Annotated in this window: 18 protein-coding genes; 8 read left to right on the forward strand and 10 right to left on the reverse strand. The window is 67.0% G+C overall.

What is annotated here, in order from left to right; all coding sequences use genetic code 11:
- Positions 1–29: 29 nt before the first annotated feature.
- The 3 genes from RF641_RS08690 to RF641_RS08700 all read right to left on the reverse strand — a co-directional run bounded on the left by RF641_RS08690 (position 30) and on the right by RF641_RS08700 (position 2,904).
- Positions 30–689 (reverse strand): DUF2278 family protein, encoded by a 660-nt coding sequence (locus RF641_RS08690; protein WP_047119366.1) that lies wholly within the window; start codon positions 687–689, stop codon positions 30–32.
- A 27-nt stretch (positions 690–716) separates the two neighbouring features.
- A complete protein-coding gene (locus tag RF641_RS08695) occupies positions 717–1,937 on the reverse strand; it encodes a hypothetical protein (RefSeq protein ID WP_424572985.1) in 1,221 nt (406 codons plus the stop codon).
- 190 nt (positions 1,938–2,127) lie between these two features.
- On the reverse strand, positions 2,128–2,904 hold the full coding sequence (locus RF641_RS08700; protein ID WP_231735939.1) for a metal-dependent hydrolase: 777 nt from the start codon (positions 2,902–2,904) through the stop codon (positions 2,128–2,130).
- 38 nt (positions 2,905–2,942) lie between these two features.
- On the opposite strand from RF641_RS08700, the gene RF641_RS08705 reads away from it, so the two are divergent.
- Both RF641_RS08705 and RF641_RS08710 read left to right on the forward strand, forming a co-directional pair.
- Positions 2,943–3,434, forward strand: a complete 492-nt coding sequence (locus RF641_RS08705; protein WP_424572986.1) for an N-acetyltransferase family protein — start codon at positions 2,943–2,945, stop codon at positions 3,432–3,434.
- Complete coding sequence (locus RF641_RS08710) at positions 3,431–4,726, forward strand: alpha/beta fold hydrolase (RefSeq protein ID WP_053798312.1); 1,296 nt, start codon at positions 3,431–3,433, stop codon at positions 4,724–4,726. Before RF641_RS08705 ends, RF641_RS08710 begins: the two co-directional genes overlap by 4 nt.
- Before the next feature lie 24 nt (positions 4,727–4,750).
- Here the strand turns inward: RF641_RS08710 and RF641_RS08715 are convergent, their stop codons facing one another.
- The 3 genes from RF641_RS08715 to uvrB all read right to left on the reverse strand — a co-directional run bounded on the left by RF641_RS08715 (position 4,751) and on the right by uvrB (position 8,748).
- On the reverse strand, positions 4,751–5,203 hold the full coding sequence (locus RF641_RS08715) for a MarR family winged helix-turn-helix transcriptional regulator (RefSeq protein WP_424572987.1): 453 nt from the start codon (positions 5,201–5,203) through the stop codon (positions 4,751–4,753).
- 103 nt (positions 5,204–5,306) lie between these two features.
- Positions 5,307–6,377 carry a TerC/Alx family metal homeostasis membrane protein gene (locus tag RF641_RS08720; protein ID WP_047119371.1) on the reverse strand — a complete coding sequence of 357 codons (1,071 nt, stop codon included), beginning with the start codon at positions 6,375–6,377 and terminating at the stop codon, positions 5,307–5,309.
- 283 nt (positions 6,378–6,660) lie between these two features.
- Entirely contained in the window at positions 6,661–8,748 is a 2,088-nt protein-coding gene (gene uvrB, locus RF641_RS08725) for an excinuclease ABC subunit UvrB (RefSeq protein WP_047119372.1), read from the reverse strand.
- A 1,240-nt stretch (positions 8,749–9,988) separates the two neighbouring features.
- Between uvrB and RF641_RS08730 the strand changes: the two genes are divergently transcribed.
- Genes RF641_RS08730 through RF641_RS08740 form a run of 3 tightly spaced genes read left to right on the forward strand, consistent with a single transcriptional unit; the run spans position 9,989 to position 12,236 of the window.
- Positions 9,989–11,710 (forward strand): M6 family metalloprotease domain-containing protein, encoded by a 1,722-nt coding sequence (locus RF641_RS08730; RefSeq protein ID WP_047119373.1) that lies wholly within the window; start codon positions 9,989–9,991, stop codon positions 11,708–11,710.
- 35 nt (positions 11,711–11,745) lie between these two features.
- Entirely contained in the window at positions 11,746–11,958 is a 213-nt protein-coding gene (locus RF641_RS08735) for a hypothetical protein (RefSeq protein WP_424572988.1), read from the forward strand.
- A gap of 32 nt (positions 11,959–11,990) precedes the next feature.
- On the forward strand, positions 11,991–12,236 hold the full coding sequence (locus RF641_RS08740) for a hypothetical protein (RefSeq protein ID WP_113606402.1): 246 nt from the start codon (positions 11,991–11,993) through the stop codon (positions 12,234–12,236).
- Positions 12,237–12,320: 84 nt separating this feature from the next.
- Here the strand turns inward: RF641_RS08740 and RF641_RS08745 are convergent, their stop codons facing one another.
- The 3 genes from RF641_RS08745 to RF641_RS08755 form a co-directional block, all read right to left on the reverse strand.
- Positions 12,321–12,572 carry a hypothetical protein gene (locus tag RF641_RS08745; RefSeq protein WP_113606403.1) on the reverse strand — a complete coding sequence of 84 codons (252 nt, stop codon included), beginning with the start codon at positions 12,570–12,572 and terminating at the stop codon, positions 12,321–12,323.
- Positions 12,572–13,162, reverse strand: a complete 591-nt coding sequence (coaE, locus tag RF641_RS08750; RefSeq protein ID WP_424572989.1) for a dephospho-CoA kinase — start codon at positions 13,160–13,162, stop codon at positions 12,572–12,574. The genes RF641_RS08745 and coaE overlap by 1 nt, the downstream gene beginning before the upstream one ends.
- A gap of 120 nt (positions 13,163–13,282) precedes the next feature.
- Complete coding sequence (locus RF641_RS08755) at positions 13,283–13,981, reverse strand: AfsR/SARP family transcriptional regulator (protein WP_424572990.1); 699 nt, start codon at positions 13,979–13,981, stop codon at positions 13,283–13,285.
- A 231-nt stretch (positions 13,982–14,212) separates the two neighbouring features.
- Between RF641_RS08755 and RF641_RS08760 the strand changes: the two genes are divergently transcribed.
- The 3 genes from RF641_RS08760 to RF641_RS08770 all read left to right on the forward strand — a co-directional run bounded on the left by RF641_RS08760 (position 14,213) and on the right by RF641_RS08770 (position 17,812).
- Entirely contained in the window at positions 14,213–14,887 is a 675-nt protein-coding gene (locus RF641_RS08760) for an IMPACT family protein (protein ID WP_047119379.1), read from the forward strand.
- On the forward strand, positions 14,884–16,086 hold the full coding sequence (locus RF641_RS08765) for a class I SAM-dependent methyltransferase (protein WP_113606405.1): 1,203 nt from the start codon (positions 14,884–14,886) through the stop codon (positions 16,084–16,086). The genes RF641_RS08760 and RF641_RS08765 overlap by 4 nt, the downstream gene beginning before the upstream one ends.
- A gap of 85 nt (positions 16,087–16,171) precedes the next feature.
- Positions 16,172–17,812 carry an HNH endonuclease signature motif containing protein gene (locus RF641_RS08770; RefSeq protein ID WP_424572991.1) on the forward strand — a complete coding sequence of 547 codons (1,641 nt, stop codon included), beginning with the start codon at positions 16,172–16,174 and terminating at the stop codon, positions 17,810–17,812.
- A gap of 32 nt (positions 17,813–17,844) precedes the next feature.
- On the opposite strand, the gene RF641_RS08775 is transcribed toward RF641_RS08770, so the two are convergent.
- Complete coding sequence (locus tag RF641_RS08775) at positions 17,845–18,633, reverse strand: PIG-L deacetylase family protein (protein WP_047119380.1); 789 nt, start codon at positions 18,631–18,633, stop codon at positions 17,845–17,847.
- Between the last annotated feature and the right edge of the window lie 29 nt (positions 18,634–18,662).

Consider the following 18,662-nt stretch of genomic DNA (forward strand, 5'->3'; position numbering starts at 1 on the left):
GGGGCGCCCTTGCGCCCTGGGCTGTACACCTAGGCCGGACGGCCCGTCTGATCGGTCTTGAACGACTGGGTCTGGAACTTGTTCAGGAATCCCAGCAGACTCCCGTCTGGCTTGAGCACGATGGTGCCGCCATCCTGCCAGATCCAGTTCTCCGCATCGTGCCCGCCGCCCACCGGGTCGCCCTGGTTCTGGTGCACGTTGTGCACTCCCAGCCCGCTGGAGAACGGCTCGCCGAACACGAAGAACCGGGTGCCCGCATCAATCACGCTTTCCAGCTCGGTCAGCGCCTGGAACCCGGTGCCGCTCTTCCATGGCGGGTTCCAGCGCAGCCAGGCCAGCAGCCGGTTCAGGCAGCTTGAAAAGCGCAGCAGGTGGACGATGACCGGCGGGTGCAGCACCGCGGCGCGGATGTAGTCCAGCGCCCCGGAGGACGGATCGGAGGCCAGCGGGTGCCAGCCGTCGGCTAGGGAAGACAGCGCCGCGAAGTCCAGCGCGCGCAGCCGCACGGTGCGCCACTGCACGCCGTCGGGCATGTTCTTCGGATCCACGTCGATGGCGCACTTGTAGTTGCCGGCCGGCGCGTGGATCACCAGGTTGCCGTGGTAGTAGCGCCCGAAGTCATCCGGCGGGTCCCGGTAGTAGTCGTGCAGGGTCCCGATCAGCACCCCGTACCCGTTGGCCAGCGGCATTCGGATATTCCTTCCTCGTCTCGAAGATCAGGCCCTTGCAGGTTCGTCTATCTCCCCAACCTGGTCTTGCACCCGCTTGGCCTGCTTCTCCACCATGGAGGTGAACAGCTGTTGCGCGGCACCGAAAATGACCGCCCACGCGATGATCTGCGGGGCGCTGTCGAGGTCTGAGAGGCCGGGGAAGAATCCTCCGCGGATCAGCAAGAGTCCGAATACGGCGGTCAGCCCGCCCAATGGCAGCTTCAGGAAAGCCAACGCGATCGCAAGGTTGAAGGGCGTCGCCGTGCCGCCGACCTTCCTGAAGGAACTGGCTGCCGTGATGGCAGCGCCAACCATGCCAACGAAAATCAGCAGGAATATATCCGCCTTGCCGGCCGTCTGCGCGATCACCGCATCCCGGTCGAAAACTGCCCTGTTGTCGGCGGCGACGGATTCGCTGCTCTTGCCATCTGCTTCGGATGTCGTTCCGCCGGCGCCATCCCCGGTGGCAGCAAGGGTTGCCGGGAGCGGACTTTCGTTGCTCGGGCACACCACGACGTTTTTCCCTTCCGGGTTGAAGCAGATCGCCAGATCGGTCGGCCTGGCCACTCCCCAGAGCCCCAACCCGATGCCCAGAATGAGCAATACGACGCTCCAGACGCTCAAGCCCCGATGGAAACTGAGCATTCGCGCATACTCCCGGCGGTAGGCCATATTGGCTGCGATGCTCGCGCTGATGATTTCCTCGCGGATATGCGGTTGCTGCAGATAAGCCCGTTTCCTTTCAGCGGTGGTGTGGATCTCCTCCAGGTCCTTGACCAGCTGTTCGAACGAAATTCGCTGCGGATCCATCGTTGCGAGGTGGTTCCTGATATCGGTCCGGATCTTGGGCAGCTTCCCCATGAGATAGTCGGTGTCTCCGCGCCGCAACATCATGGACTCCGCCGCGTGCAGGTGGGCCAGGACGCTGCCGATGAGCGTGGTGCCCAGCATCATCTTGAACCGCGGATTGGTCAGCCGCGCCTGCGCGGTCTTCAGGTGCTGCTTGATCGCCTCGTCCAGCTTGGCGACATCCTGCACCGCGCTGTTTTGATGGACCGCCGGCGGCGGCAATTGGGATAGATAGCGCGCTTCATCCTGCAAGGCGGTGAGATCCGAAACGACTATCGGAAAACGCTGCTGGGCCATGTTTGCGGTGAATTGCGGAAGGGGGCCGGTGTTCGGCATGGTCAGTACCTCGATGATCTCCCACGGCTCAGGGAAATGCATAGCATTTCAACCCGCCGGCGCAGCTCTGCGCGTCGCCGGCAGGATACAAGCAACCAGCAACACCACCCCGGTGCAGGACCGCGAGGCCCGCCTGGGAGATACGCCGGTACACGGATAAGCCCAGTGTCCGCCGGCGCCCGTTACACGAGCATTACCAGGATCTGCCGCATCCCCGGTCCTGCCGGCGCGGTCATGCGACGATCAGTGCGACCCCCACGTACACGGTGAGCAGCGAGGCCAGAGTCCATTCGGCGGCGGACCCGGTTGCAGCCAGAACCGGCACGGCAACCCGTCCGTTGGCCTTCCACACCGAGCCGATGACCGGCAGGCGCCGGAACCAGCGCGGGGAGCGGATCTTGATCGGCCAGATCAGGTTGCAGCCACCGATCGTGAGCATGTCCCCCAGCACGTGCGCCGCCACGCCGACGGCGACCGCCAGCAGGAACCACTGGTTCTCCTCGGGCGTATTCATGCCGACAAACGCCCCGGCCGCCAGCGCGATGACCCAGCACAGGGCCGGGGGCATGAACTTCACCGACTTCACGGCGAAAGAGATCAGCAACACCGCGAACAGCGCGGCGGCCGGATACACGATGCCCAGCGCCGCGGTCTGCACCGCCCAGCCGTTGGCCAGCCAGGCCAGCAGGATGAAAAACGCCATGCCTAGGATGGAATGGGTGCCATTGCGGTGTCCGCCGGAGACCTTGCCAATGATGCGGGTGAAGATGCTTGAAATGGGCGGCAGCGACCTGGCGATAGTGGCGCCGTGGTGGTCCGCGTCGGGCAGCAGCGCGGCGCCCGCGCACACGATCGCCCCAGCCAGCGTTTCCCACCGGTCCATCTGCAGCGCGCCGAAGCCGAGGTCTACGGAGCCAATGCTCACCGGAGTCGTAATTGCTAGCCATGCGGCAGCGCCGCTCATGGCGTGGTGTCCACCCATCATGGATTCAACCTTAAGACTGGTCACCGACGAATTGGCGGCGCGGCGGCGGTAAGCTTGAGCACATGAGTAATGTGCGCGAAGCAACACCGGCCGACTGCCCGCAGATTCTGGAGCTGATCCACGAACTTGCAGTGTACGAGAAGGAGCCGGACGCGGTGTGCAACACCGTGCAGGACCTGCAGAGCCACCTTTTCGGCGCGGACCCCAAGGTCTTCGCCCACGTGGCCGAGGACGAGTCCGGCACCGTGATCGGCGTGGCGATCTGGTTCCTGACCTACTCCACCTGGGAGGGCCGCCACGGCATCCACCTGGAAGACCTGTATGTGCGCTCCGCCCGGCGCGGATCGGGCACCGGCACCGCGCTGCTGCAAACGCTTGCGCAGATCTGCGTCGAGCGCGGCTACAAGCGCCTGGAATGGGCGGTGCTGGACTGGAACGAGCCGGCCATCAAATTCTACGATTCGATCGGTTCGTCCTCCATGGACGGCTGGACCACCCGCCGCCTGGACGGCGACGCATTGACCGCCCTGGGCACCAAAGGAGCAGCACGATGAACCACTACCGCGGCATGGACGTCACCGAGCACCGCATTGAGGTCCCGCTGGACTACGCGCGCCCGGCCGGCGAGAAGATCAGCGTGTTCGCCCGCGAGATCAGCACCGATGCGACCCTGCCCTGGCTGCTGTTCCTGCAGGGCGGACCGGGCGGGAAGTCCCCGCGTCCCGGATCCCTGTCCGGTTGGCTGGCCGAGGCGGTCAAGCACTTCCGCGTGCTGCTGCTGGACCAGCGCGGCACCGGGTTGTCCACCCCTGCCACCCGGAAGTCCCTGCCACTGCGCGGCGACTTCGCCGCCCAGGCCCGCTACCTGGAGCACTTCCGCGCGGACTCGATCGTGCGCGATGCCGAGGCGCTGCGCGAGCACCTGGGCATCGACATGTGGAGCACCCTGGGCCAGAGCTACGGCGGGTTCTGCACGCTCACCTACCTGTCGCTGTTCCCGCAGTCCCTCGAACGCTGCCTGGTCACCGGCGGCCTGGCCTCCCTGGATGCCGATCCGCGGGATGTCTACCGGGCGACCTACCAGCGCATGGCCGAACGCAATACCGAGTACTTCTCCTGGTATCCGCAGGACTTCGAGGTCCTGGGCCGGATCTACGAGCACGTGCGCCACGGCGGCGACGAGGTGCTGCCCAACGGGCAGCGCGTCACCGTGCCGCTGGTGCAGATGCTGGGCATGTACCTAGGCGGCAACAGCCGGGTGCACCTGCTGCACCATGTGTTCGAGGAAGCGTTCATCGACACCCCCGGCGGCCCGCGCCTGTCGGACACCTTCCTGGAGGCGCTCTACGCGCAGTCATCCTTCGCCGCCAACCCGCTGTATGCGCTGATGCACGAGAGCATCTACGCCCAGGGCTCGGCGACGAACTTCGCGGCCGAGGCGGTGCTGCCGGAGTTCCCGCAGTTCACCTCGCATGCGAAAACCCCGTTGCTGACCGGGGAGATGATCTTCCGCTGGCACTTCGCCGAGGACCCGGCCCTGCGCCCGCTGGAGGACGTGGCCCGGATCCTGGCCGAGCACGAGCACTTCGGCCCGCTCTACGACCTGGGTGTGCTGGCCGAGAACACCGTGCCGGTGGCCGCGGCGGTCTACCACGACGACGTCTACGTGGACCGCGAACTGTCGCTGGAAACCGCCTCGCGAGTCAAGGGCCTGCAGGCCTGGGTGACCGAGGACTTCCACCACGACGGGCTGGGCGACGAGGGTCCGGCGATCTTCCGCCGACTGCTGGCCATGACAAATGGCGAGGACCCGGAAGCCGCCGCGAAGGGCCTTTCCGGGTCCTAGGCCTGGCTGGCGCGTTCAGGCCGTTCAGCCGTCCAGCTGGACGGCCAGTTCATCGCACAGCTTCTGCAGCAACGGCGCGGCGGTGCCCAGGATCTGCTGGTCGGCTTCGGGCAGCGTCTGGATGCCGCCGGCCAGCGCCGTGTAGGCGCGCAACCGGTAGGCTTCGACCTCGTTCCTGCCCTGCCCGGTCAATTCGACCAGGCTGGCGCGGCCGTCGTGGGGATCGGGACGGCGGGCGACCAGGCCGTCCTGTTCCAGCCTGATGACCAGTCCGGTCATGGTCGGCTGCGCGACGCGCTGCTGGAGTGCAAGATCCCCCACGCGCTGCGCCCCGTCCCGGTCCAGCCCGGAGAGCACGCGCCAGGCGGTGACAGATCGCCCCTGCCCGGCGGCATGCCCCAGCAGTCGGGAGAGGGTGCCGGAGGCCACCGCAATTCCTGCGGCGGTTTCGGTGACGGAGGACGGTGTGGTGCTCATGATGTGTACCCTAGCAGAATGCGTGAATGGTGGATTCCGGACAGCGAAAAGCCCGCCTGACCGGCCCTGGTCGGGCAGGCGGCGGGCAGTTCGCCTGACGTTGCTACTTGCCGTCGTTGGCCTCGGCCGCGGCCTTGGCTGCCGCGGAAATCGCCTCGGCTTCCTCGGCTTTTTCGGCGGCTCGGCGGCCCATCGGGGTCCACAGCGACAGCACGGTGGCGACGACAATCGCGCCGAGGATCACCAGCAGGGAGATGCCCACCGGAATGTCCAGCCAGGCGAACTGGTGCAGCGGCTCGCCGCCGTTGATGAATGGCACCTGGTTCTCATACAGGGCGTGGAAGACCAGCTTGACGCCGATGAACGCAAGGATGAAGCTCAGTGCGTGCTTCAGGAACACCAGTCGGTTCATCAGGCCGCCGAGCAGGAAGTACAGCTGGCGCAGGCCCATCAGGGCGAAGATGTTCGCGGTGAACACGATGAACGCCGACTGGGTCAGCCCGAAGATCGCGGGGATCGAGTCGAAGGCGAACAGCAGGTCGGTCATGCCGATGGTGATGAACACCATCACCATCGGGGTGAACAGCTTCTTGCCGTCGACCACGGTGCGCAGCTTGTTTCCGTCGAAGCTGTCGGAGATCGGCAGCTTGCTGGTCAGCTTCTTGACCAGACCGCTTTCCTCGTCTTCGTCGCCCTCGTCCTTCAGCTGGTTCCATGCGGTCCACAGCAAGAAGGCTCCGAAGATGTAGAAGACCCACGACCACTGCTCGATGATGGCTGCGCCGGCCACGATGAAGATCGCGCGCAGGATCAGCGCGATGATGATGCCGAACATCAGCACTTCCTGCTGGTACTTTCGCGGTACCGAGAAGCGGGCCATGATGATGATGAACACGAACAGGTTGTCCACGGACAGTGCGTATTCGGTAACCCAGCCGGCGTAGAATTCCTGGCCGAGCTGCGGGCCTGCCTGCCACCAGAGCACGCCGCCGAAGGCCAGCGCCAGGCCGATGTAGATGACGACGAAGATGCCAGCTTCCTTCATGGAAGGAATGTGCGGACGCTTGGTCACATAAAGTAGATCGGCGACGAGCACCGCGCACAGCACGATCAGTGCGATGGTTTCAAATTGAAGTGTTAACCCGGAAATGCCCACGGAAGAGCGACCTTTCATTGCAGGGTATGGCTGATATTCGCAAGTCTCTCCGCCGGCCGCACCGCGATCCGGCGGTGCGAAATTCGGCTGCTGCGCCCGGCGAATCGCCGTTGATTCGCGTGCTGACGTTCACAGCATTTGGGATACTCCCCTACGTCCAATCAACCATTGTATCCCACAGCGAAATCACAGCCCCGGGTGGGGCGTCCTACGCCAAGTCAGACATCCGGGCGCGCGAAACCCCGTCCCGGCGGGGATTTTTGTCCGGACGGGGTCGACGTTTTCCCGAAGGCAGTGCCGCTCAGGCGTGGCCGGCGGCCTTCATCTGCCGCAGCTCCTTCTTCAGCTCCGCCACCTCGTCACGCAGCCGGGCCGCCAGCTCGAACTGCAGCTCGGCCGCCGCCGCGTGCATCTGTCCGGTCATCTCTTCGATCTGGCCCAGCAGGTCTTCGGCCGGCGCGGCGGCCAGGCCGTCCTTGCGCACTGTCGACGACGCCGAGGTGCGCTTGGCGCCCTTGGCCAACCGGTTGTTGTTCAGCAGCTCCTGGGTGTCGGCGTCCTCCCTGGCCAGCTGGTCGGTGATGTCCGCGATCTTCTTGCGCAGCGGCATCGGGTCGATGCCGTGCTTCTCGTTGTGCGCCCGCTGGATCTGCCGGCGGCGGTTGGTCTCCTCGATCGCCTGGCTCATGGCGTCGGTGATCTTGTCCGCGTACATGACCACCTGGCCGGACACGTTGCGGGCTGCGCGGCCGATGGTCTGGATCAGCGAAGTCGCCGAGCGCAGGAAGCCTTGCTTGTCGGCATCCAGGATCGCCACGAGCGACACCTCGGGCAGGTCAAGGCCCTCGCGCAGCAGGTTGATGCCCACCAGCACGTCGAAGGAGCCCATGCGCAGTTCGCGCAGCAACTCCACGCGCCGGATCGTGTCCACGTCCGAGTGCAGGTACTGCACGCGCACCTGGTGCTCGGTCAGGTAGTCGGTCAGGTCTTCCGCCATGCGCTTGGTCAGGGTGGTGACCAGCACGCGTTCGTCGCGATCCACGCGGGTGCGGATCTCATCCAGCAGGTCGTCGATCTGGCCCTTGGTCGGCTTGACGATGATCTCCGGGTCGATCAAGCCGGTAGGGCGGATGATCTGCTCCACGAAGCCGTCGGACTTGCCCAGCTCGTACTTTCCCGGGGTAGCCGACAGGTACACCGTCTGCCCGATGCGCTCCAGGAACTCATCCCATTTCAGCGGACGGTTGTCCATCGCGCTGGGCAGGCGGAACCCGTGCTCCACCAGCGTGCGCTTGCGCGACATGTCGCCCTCGTACATGGCTCCGATCTGCGGTACGGTCACGTGGGATTCGTCGATGACCAGCAGGAAGTCGTCTGGGAAGTAATCCAGCAGGCAGTGCGGGGCGGAACCCGGCGCACGACCGTCGATGTGCCGCGAATAGTTCTCGATGCCGTTGCAGAAGCCCATCTGCTCCATCATTTCCAGGTCGTAGGTGGTGCGCATGCGCAGCCGCTGGGCCTCGACGAGCTTGTTCTGCGACTCCAGTTCCTTCAGCCGCGTTGCCAGCTCGTCCTCGATGGACTTGATCGCCTTGTGCATGCGCTCGGCTCCCGCCACGTAATGGCTGGCCGGGAAGATGTACATCTCGGTTTCCTCGCGGATCACCTCGCCGGTGACCGGATGCAGCGTGTAGATCGCTTCCACCTCGTCGCCGAAGAACTCGATGCGCACCGCCTGCTCCTCGTACATCGGGATGATCTCCACGGTGTCCCCGCGCACCCGGAAGGTGCCGCGGTGGAAGTCCATGTCGTTGCGGGTGTACTGCATGGCCACGAACTGGCGCAGCATCGCGTCGCGGTTCAGCTCCTCGCCTTGGCGCACCGTCACCATCCCGGCGACATACTCCTCCGGGGTGCCCAGGCCGTAGATGCAGGAGACCGTAGCGACCACGATGGTGTCGCGGCGGGTCAGCAGCGAGTTGGTGGCCGAGTGGCGCAGCCTTTCGACCTCCTCGTTGATCGAGGAGTCCTTCTCAATGAAGGTATCGGTCTGCGGCACGTAGGCCTCGGGCTGGTAATAGTCGTAGTAGGACACGAAGTACTCGACCGCGTTGTTCGGCATCAGCTCGCGGAACTCGTTGGCCAACTGGGCGGCCAGGGTCTTGTTCTGCACCAGTACCAGGGTGGGGCGCTGCACCTGCTCGACCAGCCAGGCGGTGGTCGCGGATTTGCCGGTACCGGTCGCGCCGAGCAGCACGATGTCCTTCTCACCGGCCTGGATCCGCTGCGTCAGCTCTGCGATGGCCTGCGGCTGGTCGCCAGCAGGCTCGTATTCGCTGATGACCTCGAAGGGGGCGACAACTCGTTTGATGGGCTGTGCAAGACTCATACATCTAGGCTACGCCCTGGGTCCCGACTCTTTGCGCGCTGCTGGCGATTGGCTGAAAGAATCCAGCAATCGGTTAATCGCCTCGATGCGCTCGGGGTCTCGGGATGGGGCGGCGCGCCATGGCATCGGCCCAGTCGAAGTAGCGCTTTGCCCCATCAAGCACGGCGGGCATGAGAACCGGCGACCCGATGCGATCCGGTACCCCGCCCAGCGAAAACCCGCGGCGTACAGGTTCCCCGCAAGAGAGATTTCCGCGCAGAATGAGCCGCGGCCGGTGCCCATCGACATGGATCCTTCCAGCGCTTCAAACAGCGCAGGCCAGATTGCCACCGTGTCGCTCCGCAAACAGGGCAGCACAAGTAGCCTGCCAACATGGTGTACCTGCACGATCGGCTCACCGCAGCAGGAGTTATTCCACGTGATCGGTGAGGCCACCAAGAATTCCATCCGTAGACCATCTTGTTCGACGGTGCCCAGTCCGCGTCGATTGGGTGCTTGGCCAATAGATGGCGGCCGGTAATCACTTCGTTCTGCCCTGCGGCCAAGGTTGATGCGAACCTCAGGATCGTGGCCCGCCGGGTTCCGGGCACATCGTCGATCATCACTGCGAGGGGCAGCCGCAGCAAGGGGTGACACGGCCGGAGGCTTCCTCCTGCTCCGTCCAGCAGGCTCGCGCGATCGAGACCTTGCTGGAACGGGACCAGGTATTCGCCGATGCCGCTTTTCGACGAGTTGAGCCTGATTGATTCGGGGGGGCAGATGTTGCTTGGGCGGCGGCAAGTACCTGGTACCTGCGTGAACCAGGGCCAAGGTTGCTACCGCCCAGACTCTCCACCCGGCCATAGAGCAACCACACCCCCGCAAAGACGCCGTATCCCGCTCTCGGGTGCTCCTCGCTCTGCTCCAAGCTGCGATCCGCCCTCCGTTTCGGGCATGGAACGATCGCCGTGGCCAACGGGGTGCCGCAGCGGTAATGCCGGGGTAACACCGCAGTAATTTCTCCGCGCGATAGTAGGGGCAGCACGTTCGCCGCCGGATCATCCGGGGACGGGCGAGTCCTGGGGCGAACCGGTGCATGTATTGCCGCCCGGTCCCCTTGGCCGTTGACACGCACACCCGGGGGCCGGCTTTCTCGAACCTCCCCTCGCTGTGCCCTTGCGGGTCCCGTCTGCCGCCGCTTCGCCGCGGCCGGCGGGGGATCCATTCCAATCCACGCCACCCAAGGGAGGAAGGCACCCGAATGCCAGTCCCATTCCAAGGCGAATTATTCACCTTTCAGAACCCCGACGGATCCGAGTTGACGCTCAAGGGCTGGGGCAACCAGTTCCACGCGGTCTTCGAAACCCTGGACGGCTACACCGTCGTCAAGGGCGAGGACGGCTTCTACCAGTACGCGGCGCTCGCCGAGAACGGCGAATCGCTGCAGCCCACCGGCGAGCGCGTAGACACCGCCGATCCGCAAACACTCAACCTGCCGCAGCATCTGCGCATCACCCGCGAATCCAGCGCCATGCAGGCCCGCGAGACGCGCGAATCCCTAGGGCCGGTGCCGCGCTGGATGCAGCGCCGCACCGGAGCCCAGGCGCAGCTGAAGGCGCAGTCGGCCTCCCCTGATGCGGCGCCGCCGGCGAACCCGACCACCGGAAATTTCCGGGGGCTGGTGCTGCTCATTGATTTCAGCGACTTCCCGGCCACGATCAGCCGGCAGGAGGTCGACGACTTCTGCAACTTGGCGGGCTACACCGGCTTCGGCAACAACGGATCGGCGTTCGACTACTTCCGCGACGTCTCGGACGGCAAGCTGTCCTACAAGAACCTCGTGGCCGCCTACTACCGGGCGGCGCATCCGCGCACCTATTACACGGACCCCGCCATCAGCTACGGCACCCGGGCCCAGGAGCTGATCCGCGAGGCGCTGGACAGCCTGGTCGCGGCCGGCTTCGACTTCTCCTCGCTGACGGCCGACGCGGGCGGCTACATCAAGGCGCTGAGCGTCTTCTACGCCGGGGTGCGCTCGAACGCGTGGAGCGAAGGGTTATGGCCGCACAGCTGGGCGCTGGCCTCGCCCTATGTGCTCAGCGCGACGCGCCGCTTCTCCGACTACCAGATCACGGATTTGGGCAACCAGCTCACGCTGCGCACGTTCTGCCACGAGAACGGGCACATGGTGTGCGACTTCCCGGACCTGTACGACTACGACAGCGTCGGGGTCGGCCTGGGCGTCGGGCATTATTCGCTGATGTGCTACGGCGGCAACGACAAGAACCCGACCCAGGTCGACGCCTACCTGAAGCATGCGGCGGGCTGGTCCTCGGCGGCCACCACCATGGCTTCCGGGCAGAGCTACACCATCGCGGCAGGGCGCAACGAGTTCCTGCTGCATCCGCGCAGCGCCACGGAGTACTTCATCGTGGAGAACCGCGAGCAGGCCGGCAGGGACGCCTCGCTGCCTGATTCGGGTGTGGCGATCTGGCATGTGGACACCACCGGCAACAACAGCAACCAGGAGATGACCCCGGCCAAGCACTACGAACTGTCATTGGAGCAGGCGGACAACCGCTTCGATCTGGAGCGGCGGGTGAACTACGGCGACGCCACCGACCTCTACGGAGGGTCGGGCTCCAGCTTCGGCCCTTCCTCGGCACCGAACAGCAACTGGTGGGACGGCAGCGGCTCGGGACTGGACATCGAGTCCGTCTCCGCCGTCGCCCATTCGATGACGGTGGCCACCCGGAACACCGGTCCGGCCACCTACTACAACATCTCGGTCAACCAGGTCTTCGCAACCGTCAATGCGCAGAACGCATGGGCGCACGTGGGAACCCTGGGATGGCGCAAGATCACCACCGGCGCCCCGGACGGCATCACCAACATGCTGGCCATGCTCGCGCTGGCGCAGGCCAAGGGCCTGAAGGTCACCGTCGTCGCCGACGCGTCAAACATCTCGCAGTGCTACCTGTGAAACCGTGCACGAGCAACGTGAAAGAAGGATCAACCATGTGGACCACCATCAACCAGATCTTCACCTCGAACCATTCGCAGAACGCCTGGGCCCATCTGGCCTCGGACAACGCCTGGCACAAGGTGCTGACCGGAGCGACCGACGGGGTGACCAACGTCCACCTGGTGCTCTCGGTGGCCAAGGCCACCGGCAAGCAGGTGTACATCGTGCTGGATACGGCGAAGAACATCACCCAGGTCTACCTCTAGCCCGACGGTCCAAGAAAGGGGTGCAAACGCACATGAGCAAGGACTACGAGATCAAGATCAGTGTTGCCGGCACCGGCGGGGACGGTTCCCGAGGCGGAGCGGATTCCTCGGCCCCGTCTCCGATGCCGCTGGAACAGCTGGCGGCTTCCGCAGCCGGACAGGACGCAACGGGGTCGGCGCCCACGCCGATGGCGCTGGGCCAGATGGCCGCCGGAGGGCCGGACGCTGCGCCAGAACCCATGGTGCTGGACCGACTGCCCGATCCGGGCGGTTCCTGATCCGGTGCCCGATTCCGCACCGGGATAGTGCATGATGCGCGGCGGGCCACGTGGCCTGCCGCGCCTCGCTGCGTCTCAGGCTTCCTAGCGTCCACGCTTCATGCCGTAGCGGATGGAATTGCGCGCCACGGTGCGGCGGATGGCCCCTCCGAAGAACCCGACCGTTAGCCAGGTCGCGGCCACCAGCCCGAGAAGGGCCAGCCAGCCGCTGATATATACCACCGGCGAGTAGGGCCCGTCGGAGGCGACGAATTCGCTGCGCCCACCGAATCCCAGCCAGAGCACCAGCGCGGCGGCGAAGCTGGCGAGCATGATCCACTTGGCGGTTTTCAGCATCAGCGCACCAGCTCCTGCCGGTAGAGCTCCTCGACCCGGGCCAGCAGCTGTTCCCGGGTGCCGTCGTTGACCAGCAGGTAGTCGGCGATCTCGGCGCGCTGCTCGTCGGTGGCCTGCGCGGCCATGCGCGCCTCGGCGTCCTGCCGGGTCCAGCCGCGGTCCTCGACCATGCGGCGGATGCGCTCCTCGCGCGGGGCCTGCACGACGATGACCACGTCGTAGGCCCCGGCCTGCCCGGATTCGGCCAGCAGCGGCACGTCCTCGACCACCAGCGCCCCGGGGGCCGCGGCCTGGCGCAGGCGGGCGGCTTCCTCGCGGATCAGCGGGTGCACGATCGCGTTGAGTTTTTCGCGGGCGCCGTCGTCGGAGAACACCAGAGCGCCCAGCGCCGCGCGGTTCAGCGTCCCGTCGGCCTGCAGCATGTGCTCGCCGAAGGTTTCGCGGATCGCCGCCAGCCCGGGGGTGCCCGGCTCGACGACCACCCGCGCGAGCGCGTCGGCGTCGATCACCACCGCCCCGAGCTGTGCCAATTTCGCCGCCACTACTGATTTACCGGATGCCACCCCACCGGTCAGGCCCACATGCATCATGGGTTCCAGCCTAGTACGGGGCCGGCCTGCACCGGGTTTACGGCGCACCGCGGCCTGGCGCACCGTCCGTGCCGCGGCGGCCGGGCGGCCGGGCGGCTAGGCGGCTAGGCGGCTAGGCGGCTACGCGCCGCGCAGCTGGGTGAGTGTGTGCAGCAGCTCGGGACCCGGTTCCACCCCGAGTTCGGTCTTCAGCCGCCCGATGAATTGCAGCAGCCCCGCGGTGGCCGAGGCGTTGTTGCCCTGCCCGGATTCGGCGCGGGCGCATAGGCTCGCAGCCGATTCGCGCATCGGATCCAGCCGCAGCGCGCTCTGCGCCAGCTGCCAGGCCCGATGCTGCAGCCCCAGGTTCAGCAGCTGCGCCGACGCGGTCTCCAGCGCGCGCAGCTGCAGCTGGCGCAGCGCCTCCTGCTCCTCGAACAGCCACGGCTCGTCCCAGTCGGGCAGCAGCGCGCGGGTGTTCAGGAAAATGTCCTCCTGCAGGCTGTCGGCGTCCGGGGCCAGCAACAAGTGCTGCAGCCGGTGGCGTAGGGTGTGCAGGTCTACGGATACCGCAGGGTCGATTTCCACCCACCCGTCGTCGCAGCGGATCGCCCCGGGGCACTGCTGGTGGATGTGGCACAGGCTTACGCGCAGGCTGTCGGCCGCGCGCATTTCGGTGGTTTCAGGCCAGAGCATTCCGGCCATCCGGCGCCGCGAGACCGGTCCATGGACCGCCAGCAGGGTCAGCACCCGCTGTTCACGCAAACGCAGTTTAACCGGCTGGCAGTCAGCAATCAGACGCCATCGGTCAAGCAGCTCAATTTCATACGATGCAGCCATTGGCAACTCCCCCAGCAATGCAAAACCAGCCCCAGTAGATGCCCCATGTGGAGAATATTTTCCCACCCCCCAAGGCCTAGCGTCAATGCTGAAACCACGGATAAATCAACCTGAAAAACCGTTGCGAGGTGCACACATCGTGTTAAATCGTGCAGCGCGGACTATTGCCGCGGCCCGGCTTCCGGACCGGCTTCCGGACCGCTTGGCGCGCCGCGCGATAAACTGGTGATAATGAACTCCACCGATTCTCGCGCGTCGGCCTACACCACCCTGAGCCGCGACAGCGTCCACGAGGTCGAGATCAAGCGCTCCCGCTTCATCACCTACCTCTTCCGGGTCGAATCCGAGGCGCAGGCCCGCGAGCACATCGCCGCGCTGCGCAAAACGCACTTCGACGCCCGCCACCACTGCAGCGCCTTCATCCTAGGCCCGGACCGGATGATCCAGCGCTCAAACGACGACGGCGAGCCCTCGGGCACCGCCGGCATCCCGATGCTCGAAGCCCTCGCCAAGCGCGACACCGGGCACGGCACCGACCTGTCCGACGTGCTGGCAGTGTGCGTGCGCTACTTCGGCGGCATCAAGCTCGGCGCCGGCGGCCTGGTCCGCGCCTACTCCGATTCGGTCTCACAGGCCCTGGAGCATTCGACCCTGCATGTGCGCCAGCGCCTGCGTATCTTCACGCTGCCCGCCCCGCACGCGCTGGCCGCGCGCTGGGAGAACGAGCTGCGTGCCGCCGGCTACCAGCTCGAACCCAGCGTCTGGGAAGCGGCGCACGCCGTGCTGCACATCGGGATCGACGACACCGAGCACGACGCCGGCCAACTGGCAGCCTTCACCGCCGCGCTGACTTCCGGCGCGGGCCGGCTGCAGCCATTCGACACCAAATGGGTGGACCTTCCATGAGCACCGAGCATGACCCGGCCGGCATCCCGGCCCCCGCGCAGACCCCCGCCGACCCTGCCCAGGCCCTGCTCGCGCAGCTGAGCCGCTGGCCCGACGTGCAGGCGGAAAACCTGTTCGCGGTCGACGCCGCCGACCGGCTGGTGCTTGACACCTGCGCCGCAGCGCTGGCGCAGCTCGGCGCCCCCTGGCCCGGCACGCTCGCCGTGATCGGCGACCACTACGGGGCGCTCACCCTCGGGGCGCTGGCCCGCGGGGCCGGAACGGTGCGTGTATTCACCGACGCGCTGACCTCCCGCCGCGCCATCGAGAACAACCTCGAATCCCTGACCCCGCTGTGGGCCGAGCGGGTCGCGTTCACCTCGCTGGACGAGGCGGCCCGCGGCGCGCACCTCGTGCTGATGAACCTGCCGCGCGGGCTGGACGTGCTGGCCGAGCAGGCCGACGCCATCGCCGCAACGGCGGACCCGGCGGTGCAGGTGTTCGCCGGCGGGCGCATCAAGCACATGAACCGCTCGATGAACCAGGTGCTCGACGAGCGCTTCTCGCGCGTCGACGTCTCGCTGGCCAGGCAGAAGTCCCGGGTGCTCACCGCCTGCGGGGTGCGCGAAACCCGCCCCGCCAGCCGTTTCCCGCAGCTTGCCGAGCACCAGGTCAACGGCACCGCCTTCACGCTGGCCGCGGGCGCCGCGACCTTCGGGGCAGCCCGGCTGGACCCGGGCACCCGGCTGCTGCTGGAGCACCTGCCCGACCTCTCCGCGCACCGGACGCTGGTGGACCTGGCCTGCGGCAACGGCTCCATCGGCATCTATGCGGCGCTCACCCACCCGCAGCTGCGCATCGCCGCCTGTGACCACTCGGCCTCCGCCGTCGCCTCCACGCTGGCCGCCGCTCGCGCCAACCAGCTGGCGGAGCGGATCGACGCGGTGCAGGACGACGCCCTGTCCCGGCTGCCGGAGGCCAGCGCCACGCTGATCACGCTGAACCCGCCGTTCCACATCGGCAATGCGGTCACCGCGGACATCGCCTTCAAGCTGATCGACGACGCCGCCCGCGTGCTGGCCGACGGCGGCGAGCTGCTCTGCGTGTTCAATTCGCACCTGCGCTACCGCGGCGAGCTGGCCCGGCGCATCGGCCCCACCCGCCAGCTCGCGCGCGACAAGACCTTCACCGTCACCGCCTCCACCCGCCGCCGGGGCTGACCCCGCAGGGCATCCCTCAAAAATAGTTATCCACATTTTCGCCGGCCCCTCACCGAGGCCGGCGGCGCGGGGGCATGCTGGGTCCATGAGCACACCACTGACGCAGGTCCTCGAGGACCTGTCCCGCAGGCTGGAGCAGCCGGATCTGGGCGCCGGAGACGCGTTGGCCCTCGCCGTGCTCATCCCCGCGCTCCTGCGCCGAGTGCGCTCCGCCGGCGGCCCGTCGTCGTCCGCCGATCCGCGTTTCGCGCTGGCCCTGGCCGCCGCGGCGGAGGAAACCGCCGACGAATCCGTGCGCGTCCAGATCCACGCCGCGCACCTGATCGAGGCAAGCGCCGCCCATAGCCTGTCGGTGCTTGAGCTCGACGCGCTGCGCGAGACCGAACCCGACCTGGCGCTGCCGCCGCAGCTGTGCGAGGGCCGCCCCAGCTTCACCTCCCCCGAGGAACTGGCCGCCGCCTGGCTGGATGTGGACTTCTTCGAGGCGCGGCGCCGGATGGCCGACGCCCACCACGTCATCGCCCAGTTCGACTACCAGCACCAGCAGCACCCGCCGCAGTTCACCCGGCTGGCCGCCAGGTTCGCGGATCCCGGCCAGCACCCGCGCGAAATCCTCTCCGCCGCCCGACGGCTGGAGAAGTTTGAGGAACCTGCCGCCGAATTCGCGGCCCCCCGCACCGCTTCCGCGCAGGATGCCTCCGGCGCGCTGCTGGAGCGGCTTATCGACGACGCCCTGGACGAACCGCAGTCGACCTCGCGGCAGCGGCGGGTGAACAAGATCTTCAAGCAGGCCCGCACCCAGGCCGAAGAGGAGGATCCCGCCGCGTTGGCGGGCCTGTTCCGTCGCGGCACCCGCCACGGGTTGACCTGCATCGAGCTGCTGCTGGACCCGCTGGGCGCGGAGCTGTTCGACTCCATTGTCGCGCAGGCGGACAATCCGCGCACCCAAGCCGGCCAGCAGGCGCGCGAAGGTCAGTCAAACGTCGTTTTCGGCGCGTTCGGGCGTCAGGAATCCGCCGCCCCCATCCCCGAACACCCTGATTTCGTGACCGACGAGGAAGCCGCCGCCCACACCGAGCCCGATCCTGCCCCGGAGCCCTCCGTGGCGCTGCGCCGGCTGAACGCCCTGCTCGGCTTCCTGCGCATCAATTCGCAGCGGCTGCGCAAGCTGGTGGAACCCGGCGGGCAGGACCCGCTGCCCGGGACCGGGGATACCGACGGGGCGCAGGGCGTGGCCACGGTGGCGCCGCAGGTCGTCGTCACCCTCACGCTGGCCGAGCTTGAGGAGCGTGCCGCCACCCACGGCATCACCCTGCACGGGCATCAGCTGTCCGCCGCGCAGCTGCGCCGCACACTGGCCGAGGCGAAAATCATCCCGCTGGTGCTCGGCGGCAAGAGCCAGGTCCTGGACATGGGCCGGGCCGCGCGGTACCACACCGAGCCGATGCGCCTGGCGATCACGGTGCGCGACGGAGGCTGCATCGTGCCCGGGTGCACCCGCGATCCGGAGTCCTGCAACATCCACCACATCTGGCTTTGGTCCGAAGGTGGCGTGACCTCCGTATACTGGGGCGCAATGCTGTGCGAGAAGCACCACCACGATGTGCACGCGGGGTTGATCAAGGTCATTGCGAACGGCGGGGTGCCACAGGTGATCATGCCCCGCTTCATGGACCCGGACCAGCGTCCGGTGCGCAACACCGTCAACCAGCACCGCGCCGCCTAGCCTCGGCCCCGGTGCCGGAGTCGGTGCCGGGCTTACAGCCCTTCGAACAGGTCGGTCAACAACGGTGCGCCGGGTGGGCGCGGCGGCCAGGCGAGCACCGCTGGTTCCCGCCCCACGATGCGCTCCCACCCGGCTTCGCCGCCCGGGTAGGTCAGCACCGGGCGCTGGCTGCGGTGTTCATGCAGCCCGGCGAGGATCCGTCCGGCGACTTGCGTGGTGTCCACCTCAATGTCGATCAGGCTGTCTGGCACCGGCCGCAGCTGGTATTCGACCGCCGGGTCGAAGGGCGGCAGCCCGCGACGTTCGCGCGAGGCGTTCCAGCGCTGGAAGGTCGATTCCCGCACCGCCCCGTGGACCAGCCGGCGCAGCCCCGGCCCGGGGACCTCCCTGGCCTGGTGGAAGGCGGCGTCGGCAGCCCGCCCGATGGCGATGTGGTCCCGGTGCCCGGTGATCCCGTCGGGGCCGAAGGTCGCCACGACCTGCGGCCGTTCTTCCAGCAGGATCCGGCGCACCCGGTCCTCCAGCTCACCGGGTTCTACCAGGTGCAGCCCGCCATCGGCGTAGTCGAGCCACACATGGCGGTCGGGCACCCGCCCGTGGGCCTGCCAGGCGCGCACGCTTTCGCCGCGCCGCCAGGCGCCCAAGGTTTCCGGGGTCGCCGGGATGCCGTCGGCGATCAGTCCCGCCCCGCCGTCGGTCGCGATCACCAGGATGAACTTGAAGCCGGGGTCGGTTTCGTGCAGGGCGATCGATCCCGCACACCCATAGGCATCGTCGTCCGGGTGGGCGACGATCACGGCGATCGAATGCGGTTCGCTCATGCAAGCATGATAAATCCGCGCGGGATCAC

Origin of the sequence: Arthrobacter sp. 'calajunan', assembly GCF_046940185.1 — a bacterium.
In the GTDB taxonomy this organism is placed as follows: Bacteria; Actinomycetota; Actinomycetes; order Actinomycetales; family Micrococcaceae; genus Glutamicibacter; species Glutamicibacter soli.

Coding starts and splice junctions, on each gene's coding strand:
- RF641_RS08690 (WP_047119366.1), bottom strand. CDS start 689: ATGCCGCTGGCCAACGGGTACGGGGTGCTGATCGGGACCCTGCACGAC.
- RF641_RS08695 (WP_424572985.1), bottom strand. CDS start 1,937: ATGCATTTCCCTGAGCCGTGGGAGATCATCGAGGTACTGACCATGCCG.
- RF641_RS08705 (WP_424572986.1), top strand. CDS start 2,943: ATGAGTAATGTGCGCGAAGCAACACCGGCCGACTGCCCGCAGATTCTG.
- RF641_RS08710 (WP_053798312.1), top strand. CDS start 3,431: ATGAACCACTACCGCGGCATGGACGTCACCGAGCACCGCATTGAGGTC.
- RF641_RS08715 (WP_424572987.1), bottom strand. CDS start 5,203: ATGAGCACCACACCGTCCTCCGTCACCGAAACCGCCGCAGGAATTGCG.
- RF641_RS08720 (WP_047119371.1), bottom strand. CDS start 6,377: ATGAAAGGTCGCTCTTCCGTGGGCATTTCCGGGTTAACACTTCAATTT.
- uvrB (WP_047119372.1), bottom strand. CDS start 8,748: ATGAGTCTTGCACAGCCCATCAAACGAGTTGTCGCCCCCTTCGAGGTC.
- RF641_RS08730 (WP_047119373.1), top strand. CDS start 9,989: ATGCCAGTCCCATTCCAAGGCGAATTATTCACCTTTCAGAACCCCGAC.
- RF641_RS08735 (WP_424572988.1), top strand. CDS start 11,746: ATGTGGACCACCATCAACCAGATCTTCACCTCGAACCATTCGCAGAAC.
- RF641_RS08740 (WP_113606402.1), top strand. CDS start 11,991: ATGAGCAAGGACTACGAGATCAAGATCAGTGTTGCCGGCACCGGCGGG.
- RF641_RS08745 (WP_113606403.1), bottom strand. CDS start 12,572: ATGCTGAAAACCGCCAAGTGGATCATGCTCGCCAGCTTCGCCGCCGCG.
- coaE (WP_424572989.1), bottom strand. CDS start 13,162: ATGATGCATGTGGGCCTGACCGGTGGGGTGGCATCCGGTAAATCAGTA.
- RF641_RS08755 (WP_424572990.1), bottom strand. CDS start 13,981: ATGGCTGCATCGTATGAAATTGAGCTGCTTGACCGATGGCGTCTGATT.
- RF641_RS08760 (WP_047119379.1), top strand. CDS start 14,213: ATGAACTCCACCGATTCTCGCGCGTCGGCCTACACCACCCTGAGCCGC.
- RF641_RS08765 (WP_113606405.1), top strand. CDS start 14,884: ATGAGCACCGAGCATGACCCGGCCGGCATCCCGGCCCCCGCGCAGACC.
- RF641_RS08770 (WP_424572991.1), top strand. CDS start 16,172: ATGAGCACACCACTGACGCAGGTCCTCGAGGACCTGTCCCGCAGGCTG.
- RF641_RS08775 (WP_047119380.1), bottom strand. CDS start 18,633: ATGAGCGAACCGCATTCGATCGCCGTGATCGTCGCCCACCCGGACGAC.